Raw genomic sequence first — 26,647 nt, 5'->3', positions numbered from 1 at the left:
GAGACGTCTCGCTGCTGCCCCAGGACGTGCTCCCGGACGCCGCCGTGCGCGGCCTGGTCGAGGCGGCACGGCACAGTCTCGCCAGCTCCGTCGGGTACGCCTGGACGAGCACGCTGCTCAGCGTGGTGGCGGCCGAGCCGGCCACCGGCGCGCTGGTCACCATGGACACGGTGGTGGCCTGGGAACACGGCCCGGCCACCCACGGCCCCACCGCGTCCGGCTTCACCGGCCCGACCGGCTCCACCGTTACGGCTGGCTCGGCCGGCTCGGCCGGCTCGGCCGGCTCGGCCGGCTCGGCCGGCTCCGGCGGCTCGACCGGTTCGGGTGGCTCGACGGCTTCGGGTGGCTCGACCGGTTCGGGTGGCTCCACCGACTCGGCCGGCTCGACGGTTTCGAAAGCCGACGGCCTGCTCGGGCCCGAGGACGCGCCCGACGTGGACGAGCTGCCCGGCCTGCGCGCCCAGGCCGAGGAGCTGACCGAGCTGCTGGACCTGGGCTTCCACCACCGCGAGGTGCTGGGCCGGCTGGGCACCACGGTCGCGCTCGGCGTGCTTGTCGAAGGCCCGGCCGGCTCGGGCAAGTCGTCGCTGGTCCGCGCCGTCGCCGCCCGGGTCGGCGCGCGGGTCCGCCCGGTCTGGGCCCCGGAGCTGGCCGCGCTGTCGAACGACGCGGCGGCCCGCCGGCTGCGGGAGGCGGCCGAGGCGGTACGCGCGGGCGGGTCAGCCGTGCTGCTGGTCACCGACGTGGAGGCGCTCGCCCCGGCCGACGACCCCGGCCCGCTGGCCACCGTCTTCCGCCAGGTGGTCGCCGAGACGGTACGCGCCGGGGCGGCGGTGGTCTGCACCACCGGACGCCCCGAGGCGGTGGACCCGGCGTTGCGCGGGCCGGACCTGCTGGCGCTGCGGATCAGTGTGCCGCTGCCCGATCCGGCGCTGCGCCGGGAGCAGTTGACGGTGCTCACCCGGCAGGTGCCGCTGGCCGGTGACGTCCGGCTGGACGAGGTGGCGGCGCGTACCCCCGGTTTCGTCGCCGCGGACCTGGCCGCGCTGGTGCGGGAGGCCGGGGTGCGGGCGGCGCTGCGGCAGAAGACGGCCGAGACACCGACCGTGGCGATGGCCGACTTCCTCGCCGCGCGGGAGGTGGTCCGGGCGACCACGATGGCCGCGTCCACGCTGGAGCTGGCCACGGTGACGCTCGACGACGTCGGCGGCCTGCACGAGGTCAAGCAGACGTTGACCGAATCGGTGCTCTGGCCGCTCACCTATCCGGACACGTTCGCCCGGCTGGGCGTGACGCCGCCGCGCGGGGTGCTGCTCTACGGCCCGCCCGGCTGCGGCAAGACCTACCTGGTCACCGCGCTGGCCGGCTCCGGGCGCGCGAACGTGCTGTCGGTGAAGGGCGCGGAGCTGCTCTCCAAGTGGGTCGGTGAGAGCGAACGCGCGGTCCGTGAGCTGTTCCGCCGGGCCCGCGAGGCGGCGCCCACGCTGGTCTTCCTGGACGAGGTGGACGCGCTGGCGCCGGTCCGCGGCCAGGCCACCGACGGCGGTACGACCGATCGGGTGGTGGCCGCGTTGCTCACCGAACTGGACGGGGTGGAGGCGCTGCGCAACGTGGTGGTGGTCGGCGCGACGAACCGGCCGGAGCTGGTCGACCCGGCGCTGCTGCGTCCGGGCCGGCTGGAGCGCCTGGTCTACGTGCCGCCGCCGGACGGGACGGCCCGCGCGGAGATCCTCCGGGCCACGGCCCGGGACGTCCCGCTCGCGCCGGACGTGGACCTCGACGCGCTCGGCGCGGAGCTGGCCGGCTTCTCCGCCGCCGACTGCGCCGCGCTGGTCCGGGAGGCGGCCCTGGCCGCGATGCGCGAGTCCCTGACCGCCACCACCGTGACGGCGTCACACGTGGAGTCGGCCCGCACCCGCGTCCGCCCCTCGCTGGACCCCGTCCAACTGGCCCACCTGGAGTCCTACGCCGAAACCCGCCGCTGACCTCACCGCCCACGACTGATCCAGCCGGGGAAGCGGTCGAAGAGGTCCGCCGGTGGTCCCGTCGTCCGGCTGACCGCCGCCTGCTACCCGCATGCAAGACGGCTCGCCCACCTCGTGAAGCAGCCGCACCGCGCGCCCCCCGAGCCACCGCCGGCGGTGCGTTCCAGCGCGCTGCCCGGCTGGTCAACCGTCGCCACGCTCCTCACGGCGACGCCGGACAATCGGCCGGCGGGGTGCCTCGGGTGCGCGGCGGGGCCGCTCCTCGCGGGGCGCCCGCTCGTCGCGCTGCGGGCGGCGGGCCCGCTCGGGCTGCCGGCGACGCGGGGGCGGCTGTGCCTCCACCGGCTCCTCGTCGTACTCCTCGTCGTCGAAGTCGTCGCCGGCGGCGTAGTCGTCGTACTCCTGCTCCTCCTCGGTCGGGCGGCGGCGGCCACGCTCGGCGGGCGCCTCGTCGCGGCCCTCGCCCGGCCGGCCGCCGCCCTCCTGCTCCTCGCGGAGCGCGGTCTCGTGGTCCCTGACCACCTGGGAGTCCTGGATCTCGCCGCGCCAGCCCTCGACCGAGTCCGGGTCGAGCACGGTCTCGGTCATCACGTGCCGGACGAAGTGCTTCAGCTCCAGCCGGACCCGGCGGCCCTGCGCGCGCCACAGGTTGCCGGTGTGCTCGAAGAGGCCCTGCGGGTGGTACTCCAGCACGACAAGGATGCGGGTCAGTTCCGGGGCGACCTCGTGGAAGCTGACCGTGCCGTCGACCGAGCCCTTCTCGCCCCTGGACCGCCAGTGGATGAGCCGGTCCGGGATCTGCCGGACGATCGTCGACTCCCAGGTGCGGTGCGACCAGAGGACCTGTGCCTTCCAGGTCATCTTCTCGTCTTCGTCGTTGTCGGCCTGCTCGACCTTCTTCATGAAGCTCGGGAAGTCGCCGAACGTGGTCCACTGGTTGTACGCGACCCGGACCGGCACGCCGACCTCGATGGTCTCCACGATGTTGGTGACCTTGAGCTTCTTGCCGCCGCCCTTGCCACCCTTGCCGCCGCCGAACGCCGACATCAGCTTCTCCTTACCGCCGGCCAGGCCGGCATGGAACATGGCCTTCAGCGGGGAGTGGCCGTCGGCGAGCTTCTGGGCGCCGGTGGCCGCGGCGACCAGGCCGGGGCCGCCGCCCTGCTTCGCGTACTCGCTGAGTCGCCCGGTGGCGCCGGTGACCCGCTCGGTCACCACCTGCACGGCGCGCTCGCCGATCGCGGAGGCGAGGTTGCGCAGCTCGCCGCCGATCTGGTCGCGGGCCCGGTCGGTCAGTCCGGTGGGGGGCACGGTCACCGCCCCCGTCGCCGGCGCACGGGGGCCGACTGCTCGTCGTAGTCGGCCTCGTCGTCGGCCCCGGGCTGCTCGTCCAGTTCCGGCTCCTCGTCGGGCGCCGACCGCCGCCCGTCCGCGGACTGCTCGCCGGACCCGGCGGAACGACGGCGCAACGAGTCGGCGCTGCCACGCAGCCGGCCGCTGACCGCGTCGATGCCGCTGCCGGCGGCGGCGGTCGCGGCGGCCCGGCCGGCGGTGACCAGCGGCGCGCCGAGGCGGGAGAGGTTGGCCAGTTGCGGGTTCGACCCGAGCAGGCCGGTGGCCATCTGCTTGAGGCCGCCGGGATTCTGGCTGGCCCGGCCGGCGGCCACTGCGGCGGCCAGGGTGAGGGCCGTCCGCAGCTTCCTGCGCCGGCCGAGGACATATCCGAAACCGACCGCCAGGGCGATCCGAGCTCCGCTCTTCATCAGTTCTCCTTCGCTCCCCGGCTGACGGGACACCTCATGCGGGGAGCAGGCCCGGAAAACAGCTGCCGAGGATCAGCGAAAAGGGGGCCTGCGGCCGGTGTCCCGCATCAGCGGACCCGGCGGGCAGTACCCGCCACGCCATTCACAAAACATTTCTTCGGCGAACTGGAAGCGCTGCTCAGAATGGGCGAAACTTCGCACCGAAGCGCCAAGGAGCAGGGAGTACGCGTGAACGTTGTCGCGCGGCAAGCAACGGCCTCAGCGGGTGGGGAGGGCCGAATCCAGACACATCCGAGCGGACAGCTTCCCGCCTTCTTCGTGCAATTCCGCGCCGCATTTGCGAAGGACGGAAATGGCTCCGGCATTGTCCGGCGTCGTATCGGCGACGACCGTGCGCATACCGGCCGCCGCGGCGGCGTGCAGCAGCTCCCGCAGCGCGGCGGCACCGAGCCCGCGCCCGCGCGCCGACCGGCCCAGCCACATCCCGGTCTCCACCGTCCCCGGCTCGTCCCGACGGGTCATCCGCACCATGCCGACCACCTCGCCGCCGGACACGATCGCGTACATCAGGGTGCGGGTCGGGCCGTCCAGGCCGCCGAAGCTGGCGCGGTGGAACTCCCGGAACGCGTCCCGGCGGGCCAGCGACCAGCCGGCCGGGGCGTCCACCGGAGGCATGACGTCCTCCGGTTCCGCCTCCGCCGCCGCTACGGAGAGCAACGGTTCCAGGTTCCGCTCGTCCACCGGCTCCAGCCGTACCGCACCCGTCACCAGCCGGAGTCTGCCGGCCGTTCCGGCGCACGTCCACCCCTTTGCCGACTCATTGCCGGTACGGCGGAGCGGGTCGACCGGTCGTACCCCCGGGGTGTTCCGCCTCACGCTCCGTTGTCATCCGACCGGTTCTTCCGGCGTGAGCGTGCTCACCTCAGGGGCGCGAACTCACAGAGCGCCACCGTGGCGTCGTCGGACCGCTTCCGGCGGCGCAGCCGGTCCGGGTGGTCCCGCTCGGCCGCCCGGACCCGGTCGACCAGCCCTTCCGGCCCCTCCACGGTCACCACCTCCAAGAGGCCGGCCCAGTCGAAGAGGCCGAACTGCTCGACCGCGCACGACGCGCCGTCACTGAGCAGCACCGCCCGGCGCAGCGCGTTCGGCCCGCGCAGTGGCACCGTCCCGGTCACCGCGTGGTACGCCGCGTCCGGGTCGCCGGCCGCCGCCCAGTAGCCGTGACTGCGGTTCATCCGGGTGCGCTGCACCGTCACCGCGCGCCGGAACCGGGTCGCCGGGTCGACCCCGCCGTCGGGCAGCGCGGCGGCGGTCCGACGCAGGTCCGCCAACGCGTTCTCCAGCCGGTCGTCGGTGACCACGTCGATGCCGGCGCCGGTGTCGAGCACCAGCGGACTGTCGCAGAGGACCAGGTAGTCGACCTGGTCACCACCGCAGCGCAGCAGGCAGACGGTGGACGACGGGGTGCCGGGATGGTCGAGGTCGCAGGTGTTGCCGTGATCCGCCCGCACCGCCAGGATCGCCGCCGCCAGGCTGCTCATCAGCGTGGCCGCGGGGCGGGCCGCGACCGCCAGGCCGATTCGGGCGGCCAAATGCCGGACGTACCACGCCGGGCCGTGCACGCAGCCGGTGTCGAAGCCGTCCGGCACGGTGGCCCCGTCGAGGACGCCGACGAGCGGGCCGAACCGGAAGACCACGTCCTCGTTCTCCGGCCGCCCCGGGGCCGGATCGGACGCGGAACGCACCCGCATCATCGGCGCCTCACCGACCGGCCGGGCCGTCCCGCTGCCGGTCGCGTACCGGCGGTCCGGTGCTCCCATCGCCCCACTCCCTCCGTCGCCGCCCGCCGCCTTACCCGGCCGTCGCACGGCCATGCGACGCATCCCGGCAACTCTCCGTCACCGGAGCAGGGCTGGCGGTAGCGTCGGGAGCGACCGATCGGACCGGGGACAGGGGGATCGCCATGTTGGAGCGGTTGCACGAGTCGGGAATCCGGGCGGAACACGCCTATCTCGCCGGATTCGTCAGCATCGGACTCTCATTCACGAGCTGGTTTCTGTCCAAGAGTCTGGAACGCGCCGGCGTGGCCCGGGCGGACCGCTGGGGCATCTTCATCGGCGAGTGGGCGCCGACGTTCTTCGCCATCGGCAACGGGCTGCGCTCGTACGAGAAGTGAGGCCGGTCAACGCCGCCGGTTGCGGGCCCGCGACGAGCGGAGCCGGCGCAGCCGGCCGATCAGCACCGGCTCGGCCGCCAGCGCGGCGGGATGATCCAGCAGCCCGTTGAGGAGCTGGTAGTAGCGGGTCGCGGAGAGGCCGAACGTGTCCCGGATGGCCTGCTCCTTGGCGCCGGCGTGCTTCCACCACCGCGACTCGAAGGCAAGGATCCGCAGCTCCCGCTCGGTGAGCCCCGCGCTCTCCACCGAGGGCGCGGGCTCGGGCTCCACCGAGGGCGCGGGCTCGTCCGGCGGTACGGACTCGGCGGGCGGTACCGACTCGACGGGGGGCGCGGTGCGGGGCGGGGGGACGGCGGCGCCGGGCGCCGCCCGCGTACCCCCGACGGGTGGTGGTGGGTCGGACCGCTCGGCGGCGGTCCGGTCCGTGGCGTCGGCGGACATGGTGCTCCTCTCCGACGGCGACTGACCGGCGCGGAAGACGCGCCGGCCGGGGAGACCCCAGCGTAGCCAGGGCGGTCCCCGGCCGCATCGTCCCGCGCGGTCCGCGCCGCCGGCGTCCGGCCGGCGGCGCGGAGAACGTCAGGCGACGTCCCGCCGACGCATCGTCCAGAACGCGGCGACCAGGGCCGCCACGGCGCCGATGCCGAACACCACCGCCGACTGCTGCCAGGTGACCACGTACTTCGCCGGCTCGCAGGCGCCCCGGGCGAACTCGCAGGTGTCGTAGTCGAACAGCTCCGCCTGCTTCATGAACCACGACTGGGCGTACGTGGAGAGCACGTAGCGGTCGCCGAACGGCACCGACAGCACGCCGACCGCGATCCGGATACCGACCTCGCTGACCGCGAACAGCGCCACCGCCGCGCCCAGCGCCATCGCGGTGTGCCGACCAAGCGAGGCGAGCGCGAACGCGACCGCGCCGACGACCAGGATCAGCGCCACGGCGCGCAGCCCGTCCAGCCCGATCGAGCGCCACACCCCGGCGGTCATCTTCGCGGTGGTGCCCCGCTGGGTGCCGATCAGCCAGAACACGGCCGTCCACAACGCGCCGAGCACGACGCTCAGCCCGAGCACGGTGGTGAGCAGCGCGGCCAGCTTCGTGCCCAGCACGGCGAGCCGTTTCGGCCGCCAGAGCAGCAGGTTCATCATCCCGCCGGTGTTCCACTCGGCGCCCACGAAGGAGGCGCCGACGATGAACGCGAAGAGCGCCACCGCGCCGGCGAACACGGCGATGAACGTGGGGAACTCGGCCCGGAAGTCGAACTGGTAGGGCAGGTTCCACTTCGGGTCGAACATCTCCGGCTGCGGCTGGTAGTCCTTGCCGCAGTTCGGGCCGTAGCGCTCCTCGGTCTGCTCGCCGCGGGCCTGGGCGGCCTCGCACTCGGTGACGCTGCGCTTCCACTCCTCGACCGACTTGCGGTACTGCGCGTCGGAGTCGGCCTGCGCGGCGGCCACCACCTCGGGCGAGAGCTTGTGGCTGGAGAAGCTGAACGCGGTGGCCACGGTGGCGAGCCCGACCACCAGCAGGACGAGCAGCAGGCGGGTGACCCGGCGCTTGGTGAGCCGGCGCAGCTCGGTGACGAACAGGCTCATGCGCCCCAACCTCCTGCGGTGCCGGTCTGGTCGACCTTGGCGGACTGATCGACCTGACGGTGCTGGCCGGGGACCGGCGCGGTGGCGGTCAGTTCGAGGAAGACGCTCTCCAGGTCGACCGCGACCGGGGTGAGCTCGCTGACGTACAGGTCCTGCTCGGCGAGGAGCCGGCTGACCACGGCCGGCTTGTCCACGCCGGACAGCATCAGGTGGTCGGCCTCGGCGGCGACGCGGATCCCGGACCGGGTCAGCGTCTCCTCGGCCCGGGGCAGGTCGGCGACCGCCTCCAGGCGTACCCGCACGGCGCCCTGGGAGTGCGCGGCGAGCACCTGCTCGACCGGCCCGAAGGCGACCCGCCGGCCGAGCGAGATGATGGTGACCGAGTCGCAGATGAGCTGGATCTCGCCGAGGATGTGGCTGGAGAGCACCACGGTCATGCCGGATTCGGCCAGCTCCCGCATGAGCCGACGCATCTCCCGGATGCCGCCCGGGTCCAGGCCGTTGGCCGGCTCGTCCAGGATCAGCAGCTTGGGGTCCTTGAGCAGCGCGGACGCCACGGCGAGCCGCTGCTTCATGCCGAGCGAGTAGGTCTTCACCCGCTCGCCGGCCCGGTCGCGCAGGCCGACCAGCTCCAGCACCTCGTCGACCCGCTGCTTCGGCAGCTCGCCGGCCTGGGCGAGCAGGCTCAGCGTGTCCCGCGCGGAGAAGTGCGGGAAGAACTGCGGGCTCTCCACGATGGCGCCGACCTGGCCGGCCACCGCCGGCAGCGACCGCGGCAGCTCCTGGCCGAGGATGGCCATCCGGCCGCCGTTGGGCCGGATCAACCCGAGCAGCGTACGCAGCGTGGTGGTCTTGCCGGAACCGTTCGGGCCGAGGAAGCCGTGCACCTGGCCGGCCTCGACCCGCATGTCGAAGCCGTCGAGCGCGTGGCGGACCCCGCGTTTCCGGCTCCGGTACGTCTTACGGAGACCCTCGATCTCCAGGACAGCCGACACAGCTGACCTCCCCCGATGTAGGTGACAGCGACACCATACGCGGTATGCACCGGAAGGCAATACCCGGTATGCATGGGTGGTCGGCGTGTCACTCTCAGGCGCAGACGACGTGCACGCCGGCGTCGCGGAACGCCTGCACCACGTCCGGGGCCGCGCCGGAGTCGGTCACCAGCGTCTCCACCCGGTCCACCGGGCAGATCCGGGCGAACGCGTGCCCGCCCAGCTTCGACGAGTCGGCGATCACCACGACCCGCTTGGCCCGGGCCACCATCAGGCTGTTCATGGCCGCCTCGCCCTCGTGGTGTGCGGCGGCGCCGAGCTGCGGGTCGATCGCGTCCACGCCGAGCAGCGCGACGTCGAGCGTGACCTCGCGCAGCAGCGCCCCGCCCAGCGGACCGACCAGCTCGAACGACTTCGGCCGGACCACGCCGCCGGCCACCACCACCTTCATCCGCGAGCGCACCAGCAGCTCGTTGGCGATGTTCAGCGCGTTGGTGACCACGGTGAGCTGGGCGCCCTCGGCGCTGGTGTTCAGATCCGGGCGGACGGCCAGCGCGCGGGCCACCTCGGTGCTGGTGGTGCCGCCGTTCAGGCCGACCACCGTGCCCGGGGAGACCAGCGCGGCGGCGGCGGCCCCGATCCGCTGTTTCTCCGCCGAGTGCTTGGCGGTCTTGTAGCGCAGCGGCAGGTCGTACGAGACGCCGTTGGCGACCGCGCCACCCCGGGTCCGGGTGATCATCTGCTGCTGGGCGAGCTGGTCGAAGTCCCGCCGGATGGTGGCCTGGGAGACCGCCAGCCGCTCGGCCGCCTCCTCGACGCTGACCCGGCCGCTGTCGGTCAGCATCTCGAGCAGTGCGTTCCAACGCGCGTAGCGGTCCACCGCGGGGCCCTCCCCTGACTGTGCACGTACGGTGATTGGTTGCGTGCACAGTAGTGCGCGAAACTACGTCTGCGCAAAACCCTGGCCTGCGCGAATGAGGAGACGGTTGCCACGCCCGCCCCACTTCGCGCAGAATGACGCGCGAAAGAAGGCCCTATCGCGCCGTATTGCGCAAGGTCTCCCCCGGCGAGGAGTTGTCATGCCGTACGTGCACGCGGAGATCGCGAGCCAGCCCGACTGCTGGCGCGAGGCGGCCCGGCTCGCGCCGACCGTCGCCGACCACCTGCCGCGCTCCGGCGAGCGGGTCGCCGTGGTCGGCTGCGGCACGTCGTGGTTCATGGCCGCGGCGTACGCGGGCCTGCGCGAGCAGGCCGGTCAGGGCGAGACCGACGCGTTCCAGGCCAGCGAGTTCCCCACCGGCCGGCGCTACGACCGGCTCATCGCGATCACCCGCTCCGGCACCACCACCGAGGTGCTCGACCTGCTCGCCGCGCTGCGCGGGCGGATCCCCACCACGGTCCTGGTGGGCGATCCGGCCTCACCGGCCGTGTCGCTCGCCGACGCCACCATCGCACTGCCCTTCGCCGACGAGCGTTCGGTGGTGCAGACCCGCTTCGCCACCACCGCGCTCGCGCTGCTCCGCGCCCACCTCGGCGAGGACCTCGGCCGGCTGGCCGCCGACGCCGAGGTGGCCGTCCGGGCGCCGCTGCCGATCGACCCGGCCCGCATCGACCAGGTCACGTTCCTCGGTCGCGGCTGGACGGTCGGGCTGGCCCAGGAGGCCGCGCTGAAGTGCCGCGAGGCGGCCACGTTCTGGGCCGAGGCGTACCCGGCCATGGACTACCGCCACGGCCCCATCTCGATCGGCGCCCCGGGCCGGCTGGTCTGGGCGTTCGGCGGCATCCCGGACGGGCTGGCCGAGGACGTGGCGGCCACCGGCGCGGCGTTCGTGCACAGCCGTACGCACGGCTGCCGCACGGTGCTGACGAGCTGGGCGGCCGGCCGCAACCCGGTCGACCCGATGGCCGACCTGATCCTGGCCCAACGGTTCGCCGTGGCGCTGGCCACCAGCCGCGGCCTCGACCCGGACGCGCCCCGCCACCTGACCCGGTCCGTGGTTTTGGCATGAGCGTACGCACCGAGCGCAGCGAGGGCCGTGAGCGCATGCCCGGCTGGCACGGCATGAGCGAACGCACCGAGCGCAGCGAGGGCCATGAGCGCATGCCCGGCTGGCAGACGGCGTGAGGGCGCGCGACGAGGTCGTCGTCGCGCTGGACGTGGGCGGCACCGGGATGAAGTGCGCCCTGGTCCGGCCGGACGGCGCGACCGTGCACACCGAACGGCACGCCACCGCCGCGCAGCGCGGGCCGGACGCCGTGGTCGGCACGATCCTCGACGTCGCCGAAGGGCTGGCCGACAAGGCCCGCGCCGACGGGTTCACGCCGGTGGCCTGCGGCATCGCCGTGCCGGGCGTGGTCGACGAGGCCCGTGGCGTGGCGGTCTGGTCGGCGAACGTGGGCTTCCGGGACGTACCGCTGCGGGACCTGGCGGCCACCCGCCTGCGCCTGCCCGCGGCGCTCGGCCACGACGTGCGGGTGGGCGGCCTCGCCGAGGCCCGGCTCGGCGCCGGCCGGGACGCCGGTCACGTGCTCTTCGTGGCGATCGGCACCGGCATCGCCGCCGCGCACGTGGTCGACGGGTCGGCCGCCGTCGGCGCGCACGGCGCCGCCGGCGAGATCGGCCACATCCTGGTACGCCCCGACGGCCCGCGCTGCGGCTGCGGTCGGGTCGGCTGCCTGGAGGCGGTGGCCTCGGCCTCGGCGATCGGCCGCCGCTACACCGAGTTGGCCGGCACGCCGGCGACCGCCGCCGAGGTGGTCGACCGGGCGGCGTCCGGTGACCCGCTCGCCGGCACGGTCTGGCGGGAGGCGGTCGAGGCGCTCGCCGACGGCCTCGCCACCGGGCAGGCGTTGTACGACGTGGCGACCGTGGTGATCGGCGGTGGCTTGGCCCAGGCCGGTCCGCGGCTGTTCGACCCGCTGCGCGACGCGCTGCGCGAGCGGTTGACGTTCCACCGCGAGCCGCGCCTGGTCGCGGCCGCGCTCGGCGACGAGGCCGGTTGCCTCGGCGCCGCCCTGCTGGCCCTGGACACCCTGGCGAAGGAGAGTCGATGACCCGGCGCGTGACCGGCAAGGTGGTGACCCCGACCGGTGTCATCCGGCAGGGCTGCGTGGAGGTCCGGGACGACCGGATCACCGCGGTCGCCGACTACCCCTCGGTACGCGACGGGCACTGGATCGTGCCCGGCTTCGTGGACATGCACACCCACGGCGGCGGCGGGCACACGTTCACCACCGGCGACCCGGAGTCGGCCCGGCAGGCCGCCGCGTTCCACCTCGACCACGGCACGACCACGCTGCTGGCCAGCCTGGTCAGCTCCCCGTTCGCGCTGATGCGCGACGCCACCGCCGCGTTCCGGCCGCTGGTCGAGGCGGGCGTGCTCGCCGGCCTGCACTTCGAGGGCCCCTACCTGTCGGCGGACCGCTGCGGCGCGCAGAACCCGGAGTTCCTCCGCGACCCGTCCACCGACGAGCTGACCGAGCTGATCGAGCTGGGCGGCGGCGCGGTGCGGATGGTCACGATCGCGCCGGAGCGGGACGGCGCCACCGAGGCGATCGAGCTGCTGGTGGCGAACGGCGTGGTGGCGGCCGTCGGGCACACGGACGCCACCTGGGCGCAGACCCGCGCGGCGGTGGCCGCCGGCGCCAGCGTCGGGACCCACCTGTTCAACGGGATGCGCCCGGTGCACCACCGTGAGCCCGGCCCGGTGGTGGCGTTGCTGGAGGCCCCGAACGTGGTCTGCGAGCTGGTCGCCGATGGCGTGCACCTGCACGACGGCATGCTCGGCTTCGCCAGCTCGGTGGCCGGCCCGGAGCGGGCCGCCCTGATCACCGACGCGATGGCCGCCGCCGGCATGCCCGACGGCGAGTACGAGCTGGGCGGCCAGGCGGTCACCGTCACCGGCGGTGAGGCCCGGCTCAGCCGGGACGGCGCCATCGCCGGCAGCACGCTCACCATGGACGCCGCGCTGCGGCACGCGGTCGGCGCCGGCGTCACGCTGCCCGACGCGGTCCGGATGGCCGCCACCACCCCGGCCCGCGCGCTCGGGCTGGGCGACCGGGTGGGCGCGCTCCGGGCCGGGCTGCGCGCCGACCTGGTGGTGCTCGACGACGACCTGAACGTGGTCCGGGTGATGCGCGCCGGCGAGTGGGTGCGGTAGGCGGCCGGTCGCCCGGCGGGCCGCCACGCACCGCACGCCTATGATCGGGCTCTGTTCCGCCACGCCGGGCGGAGCTGTCCCGACTGAGCGAGGACACAGATGGCCCGCCCGTACCATCCTGGACCGAAACAGTTCGTCTTCGCGGCCGGAGACGGCAACGACCAACCCGTCTCGGTGGGTGACCCGCAGGAGGCGTACGAAGCGTTCTCCGCGTTCTTCCGGGCTCACGAGTCCGACACCTACACGATCAGGGACGAGGCGGCGGGGCAGCGGCTGGTGCTCATGCCCCGGCGGGGGGCGCTCTCCCGGTTCGAGGACGCGGACCCACCCCGCTCGGAGCACCTCCTGGTCGACCGGGGCAACCGCTACCTGCCGAGCGCCATGCTGTTCTTCGAGAACGGATACGCCGGCCTCGACTACTTCGGGCAGTGGCTCCCCGACCCCGCCGACCTCGACGCGTCACCGGAGACCCGCGGCGCCGCCCGCGCCGCCATGTTCGCCACGGAGGCGGCGGCGATCGGCGAGGTCGGCCGGATCTGGGCGGATTCCGGCATCGTCGACCCGACCGACCAGTACCACGTCTTCTTCGAGTCGCAGGACGTCGACGATGACCGGGCCGAGCGGGCCGAGCTGCTTCAGTTGATCGCATTCCTCGGTCTCGAACGCGTCGACGCCCCGGCCGGGGCCCGCGGGGGCGAGGTCTGGGTGCGTACCGAGCCGCGCCTGGACGCCGAATGTGCCCGGTGGGCGTGAACGGGGCCACGCGAGACATCGTCTTCGCGCGTGGCGGCTGGATCCCGAGCGTGGTCCACGAGGACGGCGAGCTGAAGCTCATGCTCGGCGCCGGGGCCGACGCCAACCATGAGCCCCGCACGTTCACGTTCCCGATCTCCGAGGCCCATGTCACGGTGATCCGGGACGACCTGGCCCGGCACCTGCTGCTGTGGAGCGCGGTCCTTCCGCTGTGCGACGCCGCCGGGACCCGGGGCCGGCTCGACGAGGACGCCGCCGTCGCGCTCCTGGACCCGGTCCTGCTCGCCCCGCCCGGGGACGTCGACGCGCTGTTCCGGCGCATCCCGTGGGAACGGAGCCGGCTCGTCGCCCACGGCGCCGACCTCGGTCTCCTGGAGCGCGGTCGGGTCTGCGAGGCGATGCGCGCGGCGACGGAGGCGCCGAACGAGAAGCGCGCTCAGGAGCACCATGCGAACCGGCGTCGCGCCGAACGCGGAGTGGTCCTCGGGCCGCTCGACACGGGGGTCCTGCGGTACACGGGCCAGTACCTGCACGGCGCGACGATTCCCCGACGGCTGCCCGAGGCCGTCGACCCGGCGCTGCTGCCGCAGGTCATGCACGTGATCGCGACCGCCGAGCAGGCGTGCGCGGGGATGCGGATCGGCCTCGACCCGCGGCGGGGGAACCGGGGCACGGACAAGCGCGACTGGGATGCGATGGCGGCGACGGTCGAGGCCGCGGTGCGCCGCGCACATCCCGGACTCGCCGCTGACGCGGTGCGTACGGTCAGCTTCCTGATGTGTTCGGAGGCCGCGGCCCGGTCGCGGAACGCCCCGGTGGAGGACGACGCCGCCGCGCCCGACGAGGGCGCGGGAAAGACGGCCCTGTCGTTCACCGACGACAAGGGTGGCGAGAAGACGTGGCGACGGGACGGTACGCGTACCGCCTCCGCCGAGTTCTGGCAGTTCGTCGCCGACCGCTCCGCCGGGGACAACGAGGTGTTCACCATCGAGGACGAGGAGATGGGCGAGGGGATCCAGTTGCACTTCTACGCGGACTCCATCGCCCGGATCACCACGGTGCGGCCCGGGGAGGCCGGCTCGGATCCGCAGTACCGGGTCGAGTACCGCCTGGTCGACGGCATCGGCGGGTACCGGGAGCTGGTGAGCGCCTTCGTCCGTGGCGGCTACGCCGCACTCGACCGGCACGGCCCCTGGGTGTCGGACGTCGCCGAGTTCGAGCGCTCGCGTCGTCGACGGTAGTCAGACCGTCGGGGTGGGGACCTCGACGCCCAGCACGGCCTGCTCGTCCGGGCGGTGCACCAGCACGTCGGCCAGGTAGGAGTGGACGGCCCGGCGCATCCCGACGTCCCGGCCGGCCTGCTCGGAGAGCAGCCACTTGTGCTCGATGATCTGGGCGAACAGCTCCTGCGGCTCCAGCTTGCGCCGCAGGTGCGCCGGCACCGCCCGGACCACCGGCTCGAAGACCTCGGTGAGCCAGCGGTGCGCCGCCTGCTGCTCGTCGGTCAGGTCGCTCTCCACCCGGTAGGCGTCCAGGTCGTTGAGGAGCTTGCGGGCCTGGTTCTCCTCGGCGTCCAGGCCGGTGAGCCGCAGCAGCCGCCGGGTGTGGTAGCCGGCGTCGACCACCTTGGGTCGTACCAGGTAGCGCCCGTTGTCGACGGTCGACAGCGCCACCTCGGCCACGTCGAAGCCCAGCTCGTTGAGGCGGCGGATGCGACCCTCGATGTCGTGCCGGGCGGCGCGCTCGACCTGCTGCTCGTAGGTGATCTCGTGCCAGAGCCGCTCGTAGCGCCGGACGACCTCCTCGCAGACCACCTCCGGGTCGATCGACTCGTGCAGCAGGCCGGCGGCCTGGAGGTCGAGCGCCTCGCCGAAGATGTTGACCCGGGCGATCTCCAGGTCCTCGCCGCGCTGGCCGTTGGAGAGCGACGGGTGCAGCGCCCCGGTCTCGGCGTCGACCAGGTAGGCGGCGAACGCGCCCGCGTCCCGGCGGAACAGCGTGTTCGACAGCGAGCAGTCGCCCCAGAAGAACCCGGTCAGGTGCATCCGGACGATCAGCGCGGCGAGCGCGTCGAGCAGCCGGTTCATCGTCTCCGGGCGCAGCGTGTTGGAGAACAGCGCGCGGTAGGGCAGCGAGAACTGGAGGTGCCGGGTGATCAGCACCGGGTCGAGCGGCTCGCCGTCGTCGGTCTGCCGGTCCGCCACGATCGCGATCGCCTCGACCGACGGGAAGTCGATCCGCTCCAGCGCCCGCAGCAGGTCGTACTCGCGTTCGGCGACCCGCTCGCCGGTCTCCTTCACCGCGTAGACGAAGCCGCCGAGCCGGACGAACCGCACGATGTGCCGGGAGATGCCCTGGGGCAGCGCCACCAGGTGCTCGGCAGGCCACTGCTCCAGCGGGGTCGACCAGGGGAGGTCGAGCAGCGCCGGGTCGACGAGGGCCGAGGTGATCCGCACGGCAACCAGTGTGACCGCTGACCCGGCGGAGCGCTTCCCTTCGTGGTTCGGCACACAACCGCCGATGCCCGGCCGCCGTCGCCGGCCGGTAGCGTGGTCGCGTGCGCCAGACCTCAGGGGTACGCCGCGACCTGCGGCTGCGGCCCGTCCGACCGGCCGGTTGGTGGTGCGACGGGCTGCTGCTCGCCGCGCTGGTGGCGCTGACCGTGGCGCTCGCCGCCGGGCACCTGTTCGGGCTCGACCGGGCGGTCGCCGACTGGTCGGCCGCGCACCGGCCGACCGCCGCCCGGTGGGTGGCCATGGCGTTCAACCTGCTCGGCCAGGGCACCCCGCTGACGCTGCTGGCGGCCGGGCTGGGCGTGCTGCTGGCGTGGCGGGTGCGCTCGGTGCGGGCGGTGCTGCCGCCGGTGACCGCGTTCGTGCTGACGTTCTTCACCATCGGCCCGCTGAAGGTGTGGACCGCCCGCCCGGCGCCGAGCGCCAGCGTCAAGGAGCCGTTCCTGCCGCCCGAACAGACGCTGCCGCTGTTCCAGCACGAGTTGCCGGTGCGCTTCGCCCAGTCGTACCCGTCGGGGCACGTGGCGAACGCGATCGTCTGGTACGGCGTACTCGCCCTGCTGCTGGTGCCGCTGCTGCGCACGGTCGGCCGCACCGTGCCGGCCGGGCTGGTCACCGTGGTCCGGGTGGTGCCCCCGACGGTGGTCTTCTGCACCACTGTCTACCTGGGCTGGCACTGGCTCACCGACTCGGTCGCCGGGCTGTTGCTCGGGCTGCTGCTGGACCGGCTGCTGCGCCGGGTGCCCTGGAACGCCCTGCCGCTGCCGGCGCGGCTCGGCGGCTGGGCCCGGCCGGTCGACCAGCTCGACTGAAGATTCCACCTCTTGTCCCGGCGCATCGACGCCGGTATACATTTAGCAACCTTAACAGTTAAGTTTGTTAAATGTAGGAGGTGCACGTGCTGGCGAGACGAATCAGCCGCTGGCTGTCGGCCGGCGCCGCCGGTCTGCTGACCGCGGCCATGGCCGTGGTGGTGGCCGCCCCGGACGCCCGGTCGGCCGTCGCCGACGACGAGGCGTGCCGGCCCGACGGGCTCTACCGCACGCCCGGGGTGTCGGTGCCCTACTGCACCGTCTACGACACCGCCGGCCGGGAGAAGATGGGCGCGGACCACACCCGCCGGATCATCGGCTACTTCACCAGTTGGCGGACCGGCCGCAACGGCGCCCCGGCCTACCTGGTCAACCAGATCCCGTGGCAGAAGGTCACCCACATCAACTACGCGTTCGCGCACGTCGACGGCACCAACAAGATCTCCGTCGGCAACCCGGCCGCCACGGACAACCCGGCCACGAACATGACCTGGCCCGGCGTGGCCGGCGCCGAGATGGACCCGGCCCTGCCCTACACCGGGCACTTCAACCTGCTCAACAAGTACAAGAAACAGCACCCGAACGTCCGCACGCTGATCAGCGTCGGCGGCTGGGCCGAGACCGGCGGCTTCATCGACGACAGCGGCAACCGGCTCGACTCCGGCGGCTTCTACCGGATGACCACCACCGGCACCAACACCGTCAACACCGCCGGCATCAACACGTTCGCCGACTCGGTGGTGACGTTCCTGCGCACGTACGGCTTCGACGGGGTGGACATCGACTACGAGTACCCCACCTCGAACAACAAGGCCGGCAACCCGCTCGACTTCGCCCAGGCCGACGCCAAGCGGGCCGGCCTCAACGCCTCGTACCAGGTGCTGATGCGCACGCTGCGGGAGAAGCTCGACCGGGCCGCCGCCACCGACGGCCGGCACTACCTGCTCACCGTGGCCGCGCCCGCGTCCGGGTGGCTGCTGCGCGGCATGGAGTCCTACCAGGCGTTGCAGTACCTCGACTACGTCAACGCGATGTCCTACGACCTGCACGGCGCGTGGAACCACTTCGTCGGGCCGAACGCGGCGCTCCACGACAACGGCGACGACGCCGAGCTGGCCGCCGGCGGCGTGTACGGCGCGTACTCCGGCATCGGCTACCTGAACACCGACTGGGCCTACCACTACTTCCGGGGCGCGCTACCAAGCGGCCGGGTGAACATCGGCGTGCCCTACTACACCCGGGGCTGGCAGGGCGTCACCGGCGGCACCAACGGGCTGTGGGGGCGGGCCGCGCTGCCCGACCAGACGAAGTGCCCGGCCGGCACCGGCGGCTCGATCGGCTCCACCACCCCCTGCGGCAACGGCGCGGTCGGCATCGACAACCTCTGGCACGACCTCGACGCCGCCGGCAACGAGGTGCCCGGCGGCGCCAACCCGATGTGGCACGCGAAGAACCTCCAGGCCGGCATCACCGGCGACTACCTGACCGGGTACGGCCTCACCCCGGCCACCGACCCGGCCGACCGGATCAGCGGCAGCTACGCCCGCAACTACTCGGCGGCGCTGGCCGCGCCCTGGCTGTGGAACGCCGACAAGAAGGTCTTCCTCTCCACCGAGGACGACCAGTCGCTCGCCGCCAAGGCCGACTACGTGGCCGCCAAGGGCATCGGCGGCGTGATGATCTGGGAACTGGCCGGCGACTACGGCTACGACGCCGCCAAGGGCCGGTACGGCATGGGCGACACGCTCACCACGCTGCTCTACGACAAGCTCAAGAGCGCACCGGCGTACGGCGCCCGCAAGGCGGGCATCACCATGCCCACCCGGACGCTGGACGTGGCGGTCGACATGGGCGGCTTCGCGCTCGGCGACAACAACTACCCGATCAACCCCGAGCTGCGGCTGACCAACAACACCGGCGCGCCGATCCCGGCCGGCGCGCAACTGGAGTTCGACTACCCGACCACCACCCCGGCCACGCTCAGCCAGCAGTCCGGCTGGGCGCTCACCACGGTCTCCACCGGCCACACCGGCAGCAACGTGGGCGGCCTCAAGGGCGACCACAACCGGGTACGCCTCACCGTGCCGGCCGCCATCGCGCCCGGGGCGTACGCCGAGGTGACGCTCAACTACCAGCTCCCGATCTCCGGCCCGGCCAACTTCACGCTCGCGTTCGGCGGCCAGACGTACGCGCTGGCCTCGGACCGGGCGCGCGGTGGCGAGGTGGTCAGCCCGTCGCCGAGCCCGACCGGCTCCACCCCGCCCGGCGGGGGCACCTGCACCGTGCCGGCCTGGTCGGCGGCCACCGCGTACTCCGGTGGGGCGACCGTGTCGTACGCCGGGCACACCTGGACCGCGAAGTGGTGGACCCAGGGCGAGACGCCTGGTAGCGCGGCGGTCTGGGCCGACCAGGGCGCCTGCGCCGGCTCCCCGACGCCCACCGCCTCCCCGACGCCCACCGGCACCCCCTCACCGACACCCACCGGTGGGACGTGCACCGCGCCGGTGTGGGTCGCCGGCACGGCGTACTCCGGCGGCGCGGTGGTGTCCTACGGCGGGCACCGGTGGACCGCGCGGTGGTGGACCCAGGGCGACGTCCCGGGGACCAACAGCCAGGGCGTCTGGACCGACAACGGGCCCTGCTGACCTCGATCCCGGTGCCGCCGGCGGAGTCCCGTCGGCGGCACCGGCCGTTCACGTCCGCCCCCTAGGCTGCCGGTGTGGAACAGCTGGCACGCCGCCTCGGCGTACCCGATGCGGTCGTCATCGGTCTGGGGTCGATGCTCGGCGCGGGCGTCTTCGTGGTCTTCGCGCCGGCCGCGTCGGCGGCCGGCGGCGCCGGGCTGCTGGTCGCGCTCGCGCTGGCCGGCTTCGTCGCGTTCTGCAACGCCACCAGCTCGGCGCGGCTCGCCGCCCGCTACCCGGAGTCCGGCGGCACCTACGTGTACGGCCGGGAGCGCCTGCACCCGTTCGCCGGCTTCCTCGCCGGCTGGGGGTTCGTGGTCGGCAAGACGGCGAGCTGCGCGGCCATGGCGCTGACCGTCGGGGCCTACCTGTGGCCGGGGCGGGCGCGGCTCGTCGCGGTCCTCGCGGTGGTGGCGGTGACCGCGGTGAACCTGCGCGGCATCGGCAAGACCGCGACCGCCACCCGGATCCTGGTCGCGGTGGTGCTCACCGTGCTGGCCGTGGTGACGGTGACCGGCGCGCCGCAGGTGACGGCCGACCGGCTCACCGCCTCCGCCGACGTCGGGGCGCACGGCGTGCTCACCGCCGCCGGCCTGCTCTTCTTCGCGTTCGCCGGGTACGCGCGGATCGCCACGCTGGGCGAGGAGGTCCGCGACCCGGAGCGCACCATCCCCCGCGCGGTGCCGCTGGCGCTCGGCGCGGTGCTGGCGATCTACCTGACGTTGGCCGTGGTCGCGCTCGGTGTGCTGGGCACCGCCCGGCTGGCCGCCTCCCCGGCGCCGCTGGTCGAGGTGGTGACCGCCGCCGGCCGACCCGGACTGGCCTGGCTGGTCCGGGCCGGGGCCGCCGTCGCGGTGACCGGGGTGCTGCTCTCGCTGCTGGCCGGCGTCGGTCGCACCACGCTGGCGATGGCCCGCCGACGCGACCTGCCGGGCGCGCTGGCCGCCGTGCACCCCCGCCACCGGGTGCCGCACCGGGCCGAGCTGGCCGTGGCCGCCGTGGTGATCGTGGTGGTGGCGCTCGCCGACGTCCGGGGCGCGATCGGCTTCTCGAGCTGCACCGTGCTGGTCTACTACGCGATCACCAACGCCGCCGCGCTGACGCTCGGGCGGGACCCGGCCCACAAGCTGCCGGTGCGGGCGCTCGCGGCCCTGGGGCTGGCGGGTTGCCTACTGCTCGCGGTCAACCTGCCGCTGCCCAGCGTGCTCGGCGGCTTCGGCGTGCTCGCTCTCGGCGCGCTCTGGTACGCCCTCCGCCGGTAGCAGCCTCCGCCGTCACGCTCGGCGCTGTGACCGCCGGACCGGCACGGCGAGCAGAAATCGGGCGTAGAGGTCGGCCACCGAGACCGCTGGGAGATCGTCCACGGCACTGACGAAGAGGCCCGCGAGATACACCTGGGTCGCCAACGCGTCGCCGGCCGCGAGGGTTGCCAGTGCGGCCCGGCATGGATAGGGCAGTTCGCACGCCGCACACACCCAGGAGGGGCGCTGCGGGCTGTGAAGGGTCACCAGTACCAGCCCTCATCGCCCGGTCTGGGCTCGGCCGGTGGCGGCATCCGGCGACGGTCCGGGCACGCGCGCCAGCGCAGCCCGCAGATGCAGCGCAACGACCAGCGCCGACGATGGTGGATGAGATCGAGAAGTGGCGGCTTCCTCACGGATCGTGAACGCATATCTCAGCGTGACGCGGTTCCGGTCGTGCATCAAGTACTTCCGTCAGGTACTACTGACGGGCTTGACGCGAGACTGGTACCCGTGTGCCTAGCGTCGAGTTGTGGCAAAGCTTCGACTGATGGGTACGCATGAGATTCGCGTACGCCTGGGCGGCATCAGTCGCCAACGCGTCTACGAGCTGACCCTGCGGCGCACCTTTCCCGAAGCCGTCGCCGACCTGGCGCAGGGCAAGGTATGGCTCGCTGACGACGTCGAGCGCTGGATCGCGGAGCACCGCCCCGACCTCGCCGAGGAGAGCGAGGGCTAGAAACCTCCTCAGCCGAGATGCGGCGAGGCCGGGCCGAAGTCTCCGCTGGGTGCCCGGCCGACGTGATCGAGCAGGACGGGATCAGCGTGGACCTCGGCGGTGTTCCGCCATTGGGTGAGCAGGACCGCGATGTGCGTCAGATCCTCCAACGAGGTGCCATCCTGCGCCACAGTGATCAGCTCGGCGAGCAAACTGGTCCACGTCCTCGTCGGGCAGGACGGCCACCCACGGCAGGGTCTCGCCCAAGGCCCGGCGTACGGCCGTCTGCCGCTCGGTGAGAACGATGCCAGTGTCCGGTCCCGATCCAGATGACATGTCGACGCCTCCTGCCACCTCATCGGGCCGTCCACCCGGCTGTTGTTGGTCCTGCCCAGCCGTTCAGACTAAGCCGTTGCCTTCCGTAGTTCGCTTAGCCACTCGATGCCGAGCCGGCGACCGTCGGGAAACTGGTCGTCGCGATCCCAGCGCCACGCTGTGATCATCGCCAGTACGAGGGTCCGGCAATCTCGGAGCAGCCGGCGATCGACGCCCCGGTAGTGGTCTCCGACCTCGTCGGGTGTGTGGGCCAGGTCGAACTCGATCGGCCCCCGGCAGCACGTCTCGAAGTCGATGAAGAGCGGACCGTTCCGGGTCGAGAGCAGGTTGCCCGGATGGGGTTCTCCGTGCAGGAGCTGCTCGGGCCGGCCGTTCTCGCCGACGGCTCGTCGCATCCGGGCCAACGTGCTGGCGAGGAAGACCCGGTCCGGAGCGGCGAGTGCCGGCGTTCGGGCATGGTCGGCCACCAGCATCTGGGCCGCCGAAACTCGATCCGTGAAGTGCGGGGCGGGCAGGTCGATCGCGCGCATCCCGGCGTGCAGACGTTCGAGCGCGTCGACGTATTCGGCGGTGGGGACCGGCTGGGTGGTCACCGGTTCGTAGTAGGTCCAGAGAGTGACCACGTGGTCGCCACGGACGAAGACCTCGGGCGATTCCAGCGCGGCCACCGGGCTCCCAACCTCGCCCAGCCTCCGAGCAACATCCACTTCGAGCTGGGCGCACTGGTGCATGGCCGGTGCCACCCGGGCGAGCACGTCGCAGGGCCGCAGACGCAGGGTGAGCGTGTTCGCGTTCTGCAGGACGGCGGTGTCGTCAACGGTCAGACCGAGCCATGAAGCGCTCGACACGGCTGCCTGTGTCGCCCGCTGAATCTCATCTGCCCGCATCGGTTCAGTCTTCCGGCTGGCGCGGGACCGGCGCCCCGCCCGGTGGCACGGGCGTCGTCTCGCGCAGCAGGGCGGTCAGCCCGGCCCGCCGGGCCACCACCGTCAACCGGTCGCCGGCGTGCACCACCACGCGCGGATCGACCGACCAGTCGCCCTTCTGCCCGGCCCGGGTGTGCGCCAGCAGGCGCACCTCGCCGGGGCGGGCCACCGCGCCGAGCGGACGCCCGTCCAGCGGCGAGCCGGCCACCACCGGCACCTCGGTGACCAGCAACGCGTGCCGGTCGACCGGGATGGTGGCGATCACCGCGCGGTCCAGCAGGGCCGCCGCGAACGACGGGGCGGCCAGGTAGGAGACGCTGCGCGAGATGCCGATGCCGAACGCCTGCTGGATCCGCTCGGCGAAGTCGCCGTCGAACAGCCGCAGTACCACCCGCAGGTCGGGGTCGAGGGAACGGGCGATCAGCGCGGCGCGCAGGTTCGCCCCGTCGTCGGTGGAGAGCACCACCAGCGCCTGGCTGGTGTCGACCGAGGCGGAGCGGAGCGTCTCCTCCCGGCCGGCGTCACCGACGATCACCGGTACCCCCAGCCGGTGCGCCAGCGCCGCGCCGCGCGCGTCCGGGTTCTTGTCGATGGCCACCACCTCGACGCCGAAGTCGTGCAACTGGGCCATCACCCGGGTGCCGATGTTGCCCAGCCCGACCACCACCACGTGCCCGGAGCGGTCCGGCTGGATCCGGCCGGTGTGCAGGGCCAGCCGGGCGTTGACGATGCCGTCGACCACGGCGGCCGTGATCAGCGGGATCAGCGCCAGCCCAGCCAGGTTGAGCACCACCTGCATGACCTGGGCGGCGACCGGCTTGTTGACGTCCGGGTCCTGGCCGCTGAGCGTGGTGACCAGGGTGAGGTAGAGCGCCTCGCCCCAGGTGACCGCCGCCGCGCGGGCGTTCAGCCAGCCCAGCACCGCGATCACCCCGAGCAGCACCAGCACCGCGATGCCGATCTTGCGGGTGGCGAAACTGCGGATCGCGCGGAGCAGCACCTCCACCGGCTGCCGGCGTCGCCGGGCCCGGACCAGTCGGCGGGCGGCCAGCTCGGTGCCGGGCGGCCGGCCGGTCGCCTCGGCCAGCACCACGTCGGCCGTGGCCTCGTCGGCGGGCAGCACCCGGACCAGCTCCGGGTCGGTCGTGACGGCCAGGCCGCAGACCACGTCCTGCGGGCGTACGTCGGCGCGGCGGGCCACGTAGAGCGTACGGCCTGCGTGCCGGAAGTGGGTCGGAGCCAGCTCGCCCAACGCGGCGGCGACGAAGGCGGGCGCGGCCATCGACGCGTCGGAGAGCACCGCCGAGCCGGGGAAGAGCTGCCGCAGCCCGTCCGCCAGGTTGGTGTTGAACATGCGCGCCACCAGGCGCAGCCGGGGCTCGACCTCCTGGGCGCAGAGCGCGGCGTGCATGTTGCCCACGTCGTCCTGGTGCAGCAGGGCCAGGCCGTCCGCGTCGGCCAGCCCGGCCCGGCGGAACGTGGCCTCGTCGAGCCGGTCGGCCCGGATGACGCGTACCCCGGGCACGTCCCGCCCGTCCGGGCCGTCGGAGCGGCGGCGCTCTGGCACCACGAGCGTGACCCGCACCTGGCCGGCGGTCGGGCCGGCGCCGAGCAGCGCCCGGACCACCCAGTAGGCCAGCGGGTCGGAGCCGCAGACCACAAAGTGGGGGCGCTCGTCGCCGTTCGAGCGGAGCCGCCACCCGGTCGCGCGGCGCGCACGGTCGCGCAGGGGGTCGGCCATGCCCGGATCGTAGTCAGCCGCTCGCGAGGCGCACAGCCCCCTGCGATCTTGAAGGCATGGTGCCGCCGGGTCCGGGTAGAGCACCGCCATGCAGACGTTCCTGCCGTATCCGGACTTTCTGGCCAGCGCCCGGGCCCTGGACCAGAAGCGGCTGGGCAAGCAGCGCGTGGAGGCCATCCAGGTGCTGCGCGGGCTGACCCGCCCGGACTACGGCTGGCGCAACCACCCGGCGGTGAAGATGTGGGCCGGGTACGAGGAGGCGCTGACCCGCTACGGGCTGGACATGTGCGCGGTGTGGTGCGAGCCCGGCCGGGCGGACACCTGCGCCGCCACACTCGCCACCGACCTCGCCACCGCCTGCGGCATCACCACGATCCGGACCCAGGACGCGCTTGCCGCCACCGGCGACCTGCCGCCCTGGCTGGGCCGCGACGACCTGCACCGCAGCCATCGGTCGTCGCTGCTGCGCAAGGACCCCGCCCACTACGCGCCGCTCTTCCCCGCCGACACCCCGCTCGACCTGGACTACGTCTGGCCCCCCTCGGACCGCCCCCGCCGCTGTCTGCCGGGATAGGCCGTCCCCGCCTACGCTGTGCGGATGACGACCGCACCGCGGGAGGCGGAGACGCGCATCGGTCCGGTCGGCGCGCTGCTCTGCCGAGTGATGTTCCTGGCGATCTGTCTGGCCGGGCCGGTCCTGTTGGTGCCCGTCGTGTCGCAGAGCCAGAACCTGTCCACCGTGGACTTCTGGGGTCTACTCGCCGGGGATCTCCTGATGACGGTCGTCGGCGTCGGCTTCGGCGTCTGGGGCTTGCGCCTCGTCACTCGCTCACGCCGCGACATGCGGCGGCTCGCCGCTGCCGGCGTCGCCGCCACCGCGGAGGTTCTCACGGTGGCCAACAACCTGGGTGGCGAGGAACCCGGGTTGAGACTCCGACTGCGGATCAGTGGCCCCGGGTTCACCACCTTCGAGGTCGAGGCGGTCCGCCCCGACGACCCGGCTCTCGTGCCGGGAGCGCTTCTGGCCGTGGTCGTGGACCCGGCGGAACGCGTCTTTTCCTTCAGGTAGCTGTCGGGTCGCCACAACTGTTATTGACCAGTAACCCAAATACACCGTTATCGTTGGTTGTGTATGGGTGTGGTGGTGCGTGATACGCGGTCGCTTTCCCCGGCGGCGCAGGAGGATCTGCGTCGTCGGGTGGTCGCGGCGGTGAAGGCGGGAATGAGTCAGGTCGGGGCGGCGCGGGTGTTTCGGGTGGCGCCGAAGACGGTGTGGCGGTGGGTGGATGCCTTTGACCGTCAGGGAAACCGGGGTTTGAACACCCGTAGGCGGGGGCGTCGTGCGCACGAGCAGAAGGCGTTGACGCCCCGGCAGCAGGCGCGGTTGCGGCGGGCGATCATTCACCAGTGTCCGGACCAGGTCGCCCTGCCGGGGTTGGTGTGGACTCGTGCGCAGGTGCGGCAGCTCATCCGGGTGTGGTTCGGCCTGGACCTGTCGTTGGTGACGGTGGGAAAGTATCTGCGGTCGTGGGGGCTGTCGCCGCAGAAACCGGTGCGGCGGGCCTACGAGCAGAACCCGCAGGCGGTCACCGAGTGGCGGCAGGTCACCTATCCGGCCATCGCCGGGCGAGCCAGGCGGGACAAGGCGATCATCCTGTGGCTGGATCAGACCGGGTTACGCTCCGACGCGGCGGTGGGCACCACGTGGGCGCCGGTCGGACAGACGCCGGTGGTGGCCAAGACCGGCCGCCGTTTCGGCGTCAACGTGATGGCCGCGATCAGCAACAAGGGCGAGTTGTACTTCACCTGCTACCACGGTTCGTTCACCGGTCACGTGCTCCTGGGCTTCCTGGCCCGCCTCACCCGCCACCTCGACCGGAAGATCCACCTGATCGTCGACGGACACTCCGCGCACCGCCGGATCATGGTCCGTGACTGGCTGGCCGAGCGCACCGACGACATCGAGATGCACTTCCTGCCCGGCTACGCCCCTGAACTCAACCCCGTAGAACTACTCAACCACGACGTCAAACAGCATGTGGCACAAGCACGCCCGGCCAGCCCCACGGACCTGGCCACCGCGGCCAGCCGGCATCTGCGTCGTCGGCAGAACCAGCCAGCCGCGGTGAAAGCCTTCTTCGGCAAGCCCGAAGTCCGCTACGCCGCCGAATGATCACGGCACATTTGCCCTACCCGTCAATAAGAGGGGGCCCCGGCACATCCGTATGCGTTAAGCGGGGGCCCCTCCTTA

At 73.1% G+C, this 26,647-nt stretch carries 25 protein-coding genes and 2 pseudogenes; 15 read left to right on the top strand and 12 right to left on the bottom strand.

The window, feature by feature from the left end:
* A pseudogene (locus TPA0908_RS31750) lies at positions 1–216 on the top strand (hypothetical protein); the annotation flags it as partial.
* Positions 217–425: 209 nt separating this feature from the next.
* Positions 426–1,985 (top strand): annotated as a pseudogene (locus tag TPA0908_RS03665) (AAA family ATPase); the annotation flags it as partial.
* Positions 1,986–2,168: 183 nt separating this feature from the next.
* Here the strand turns inward: TPA0908_RS03665 and TPA0908_RS03660 are convergent.
* The 4 genes from TPA0908_RS03660 to TPA0908_RS03645 form a co-directional block, all read right to left on the bottom strand.
* On the bottom strand, positions 2,169–3,296 hold the full coding sequence (locus tag TPA0908_RS03660) for an SRPBCC family protein (protein ID WP_281934597.1): 1,128 nt from the start codon (positions 3,294–3,296) through the stop codon (positions 2,169–2,171).
* Between the two features lie 2 nt (positions 3,297–3,298).
* The gene (locus TPA0908_RS03655) at positions 3,299–3,748 is read right to left on the bottom strand and encodes a hypothetical protein (RefSeq protein WP_281934595.1); all 450 of its coding nucleotides are present in this window, start codon (positions 3,746–3,748) and stop codon (positions 3,299–3,301) included.
* 258 nt (positions 3,749–4,006) lie between these two features.
* A complete protein-coding gene (locus TPA0908_RS03650; protein WP_281934593.1) occupies positions 4,007–4,516 on the bottom strand; it encodes a GNAT family N-acetyltransferase in 510 nt (169 codons plus the stop codon).
* 149 nt (positions 4,517–4,665) lie between these two features.
* Positions 4,666–5,568 carry a hypothetical protein gene (locus TPA0908_RS03645; protein ID WP_281934591.1) on the bottom strand — a complete coding sequence of 301 codons (903 nt, stop codon included), beginning with the start codon at positions 5,566–5,568 and terminating at the stop codon, positions 4,666–4,668.
* A 143-nt stretch (positions 5,569–5,711) separates the two neighbouring features.
* Here TPA0908_RS03645 and TPA0908_RS03640 point away from each other — a divergent pair, with 143 nt between their 5' ends.
* Positions 5,712–5,924: a hypothetical protein gene (locus tag TPA0908_RS03640; protein WP_281934589.1), complete on the top strand. Its 213-nt coding sequence runs from the start codon at positions 5,712–5,714 to the stop codon at positions 5,922–5,924.
* A gap of 6 nt (positions 5,925–5,930) precedes the next feature.
* Here TPA0908_RS03640 and TPA0908_RS03635 read toward each other — a convergent pair whose 3' ends face one another.
* The 4 genes from TPA0908_RS03635 to TPA0908_RS03620 all read right to left on the bottom strand — a co-directional run bounded on the left by TPA0908_RS03635 (position 5,931) and on the right by TPA0908_RS03620 (position 9,392).
* Positions 5,931–6,365 (bottom strand): DUF3263 domain-containing protein, encoded by a 435-nt coding sequence (locus TPA0908_RS03635; RefSeq protein WP_281934587.1) that lies wholly within the window; start codon positions 6,363–6,365, stop codon positions 5,931–5,933.
* 138 nt (positions 6,366–6,503) lie between these two features.
* Complete coding sequence (locus TPA0908_RS03630; protein WP_281934585.1) at positions 6,504–7,517, bottom strand: ABC transporter permease subunit; 1,014 nt, start codon at positions 7,515–7,517, stop codon at positions 6,504–6,506.
* Entirely contained in the window at positions 7,514–8,512 is a 999-nt protein-coding gene (locus TPA0908_RS03625) for an ATP-binding cassette domain-containing protein (RefSeq protein ID WP_281934583.1), read from the bottom strand. The genes TPA0908_RS03630 and TPA0908_RS03625 overlap by 4 nt, the downstream gene beginning before the upstream one ends.
* 94 nt (positions 8,513–8,606) lie before the next feature.
* Positions 8,607–9,392, bottom strand: coding sequence for a DeoR/GlpR family DNA-binding transcription regulator (locus TPA0908_RS03620; protein ID WP_107161380.1), 786 nt, complete (start codon positions 9,390–9,392; stop codon positions 8,607–8,609).
* 199 nt (positions 9,393–9,591) lie between these two features.
* Here TPA0908_RS03620 and TPA0908_RS03615 point away from each other — a divergent pair, with 199 nt between their 5' ends.
* From TPA0908_RS03615 to TPA0908_RS03595, 5 genes are all read left to right on the top strand, one after another.
* Positions 9,592–10,521, top strand: coding sequence for an SIS domain-containing protein (locus tag TPA0908_RS03615; protein ID WP_281934581.1), 930 nt, complete (start codon positions 9,592–9,594; stop codon positions 10,519–10,521).
* Positions 10,522–10,633: 112 nt separating this feature from the next.
* Complete coding sequence (locus TPA0908_RS03610; protein WP_281934579.1) at positions 10,634–11,566, top strand: ROK family protein; 933 nt, start codon at positions 10,634–10,636, stop codon at positions 11,564–11,566.
* Positions 11,563–12,672, top strand: coding sequence for an N-acetylglucosamine-6-phosphate deacetylase (nagA, locus tag TPA0908_RS03605; RefSeq protein ID WP_281934577.1), 1,110 nt, complete (start codon positions 11,563–11,565; stop codon positions 12,670–12,672). The genes TPA0908_RS03610 and nagA overlap by 4 nt, the downstream gene beginning before the upstream one ends.
* A 99-nt stretch (positions 12,673–12,771) precedes the next feature.
* Positions 12,772–13,425, top strand: coding sequence for a hypothetical protein (locus tag TPA0908_RS03600; protein WP_281934575.1), 654 nt, complete (start codon positions 12,772–12,774; stop codon positions 13,423–13,425).
* Positions 13,422–14,666, top strand: coding sequence for a DUF6357 family protein (locus tag TPA0908_RS03595; RefSeq protein ID WP_281934573.1), 1,245 nt, complete (start codon positions 13,422–13,424; stop codon positions 14,664–14,666). The genes TPA0908_RS03600 and TPA0908_RS03595 overlap by 4 nt, the downstream gene beginning before the upstream one ends.
* On the opposite strand, the gene TPA0908_RS03590 is transcribed toward TPA0908_RS03595, so the two are convergent.
* A complete protein-coding gene (locus TPA0908_RS03590) occupies positions 14,667–15,935 on the bottom strand; it encodes a DUF4032 domain-containing protein (RefSeq protein ID WP_374709163.1) in 1,269 nt (422 codons plus the stop codon).
* A 77-nt stretch (positions 15,936–16,012) separates the two neighbouring features.
* On the opposite strand from TPA0908_RS03590, the gene TPA0908_RS03585 reads away from it, so the two are divergent.
* The 4 genes from TPA0908_RS03585 (at position 16,013) to TPA0908_RS03570 (ending at position 21,414) form a co-directional block, all read left to right on the top strand.
* Positions 16,013–16,750, top strand: a complete 738-nt coding sequence (locus tag TPA0908_RS03585; protein WP_281934678.1) for a phosphatase PAP2 family protein — start codon at positions 16,013–16,015, stop codon at positions 16,748–16,750.
* A gap of 86 nt (positions 16,751–16,836) precedes the next feature.
* Positions 16,837–19,395, top strand: a complete 2,559-nt coding sequence (locus TPA0908_RS03580) for a chitinase C-terminal domain-containing protein (RefSeq protein ID WP_281934571.1) — start codon at positions 16,837–16,839, stop codon at positions 19,393–19,395.
* A gap of 74 nt (positions 19,396–19,469) precedes the next feature.
* The gene (locus tag TPA0908_RS03575; protein ID WP_281934570.1) at positions 19,470–20,696 is read left to right on the top strand and encodes an APC family permease; all 1,227 of its coding nucleotides are present in this window, start codon (positions 19,470–19,472) and stop codon (positions 20,694–20,696) included.
* 529 nt (positions 20,697–21,225) lie between these two features.
* Entirely contained in the window at positions 21,226–21,414 is a 189-nt protein-coding gene (locus tag TPA0908_RS03570) for a helix-turn-helix transcriptional regulator (RefSeq protein WP_281934569.1), read from the top strand.
* Between the two features lie 8 nt (positions 21,415–21,422).
* Here TPA0908_RS03570 and TPA0908_RS03565 read toward each other — a convergent pair whose 3' ends face one another.
* From TPA0908_RS03565 to TPA0908_RS03555, 3 genes are all read right to left on the bottom strand, one after another.
* On the bottom strand, positions 21,423–21,605 hold the full coding sequence (locus TPA0908_RS03565) for a hypothetical protein (protein ID WP_281934567.1): 183 nt from the start codon (positions 21,603–21,605) through the stop codon (positions 21,423–21,425).
* Positions 21,606–21,797: 192 nt separating this feature from the next.
* Positions 21,798–22,616 (bottom strand): phosphotransferase, encoded by an 819-nt coding sequence (locus TPA0908_RS03560; RefSeq protein ID WP_281934564.1) that lies wholly within the window; start codon positions 22,614–22,616, stop codon positions 21,798–21,800.
* Between the two features lie 4 nt (positions 22,617–22,620).
* Positions 22,621–24,396, bottom strand: coding sequence for an NAD-binding protein (locus TPA0908_RS03555; RefSeq protein WP_281934562.1), 1,776 nt, complete (start codon positions 24,394–24,396; stop codon positions 22,621–22,623).
* 88 nt (positions 24,397–24,484) lie between these two features.
* Here TPA0908_RS03555 and TPA0908_RS03550 point away from each other — a divergent pair, with 88 nt between their 5' ends.
* The 3 genes from TPA0908_RS03550 (at position 24,485) to TPA0908_RS03540 (ending at position 26,569) form a co-directional block, all read left to right on the top strand.
* Positions 24,485–24,970: an MSMEG_6728 family protein gene (locus TPA0908_RS03550; RefSeq protein WP_281934560.1), complete on the top strand. Its 486-nt coding sequence runs from the start codon at positions 24,485–24,487 to the stop codon at positions 24,968–24,970.
* A 24-nt stretch (positions 24,971–24,994) separates the two neighbouring features.
* Complete coding sequence (locus TPA0908_RS03545; protein WP_281934558.1) at positions 24,995–25,465, top strand: hypothetical protein; 471 nt, start codon at positions 24,995–24,997, stop codon at positions 25,463–25,465.
* A gap of 63 nt (positions 25,466–25,528) precedes the next feature.
* Positions 25,529–26,569, top strand: coding sequence for an IS630 family transposase (locus TPA0908_RS03540; protein WP_281934556.1), 1,041 nt, complete (start codon positions 25,529–25,531; stop codon positions 26,567–26,569).
* Positions 26,570–26,647: the final 78 nt, after the last annotated feature.

Origin of the sequence: Micromonospora sp. AKA38, from assembly GCF_027925725.1 — a bacterium.
Classification (GTDB): domain Bacteria; phylum Actinomycetota; class Actinomycetes; order Mycobacteriales; family Micromonosporaceae; genus Micromonospora.
This window is presented reverse-complemented; position numbering and strand designations above follow the sequence as displayed.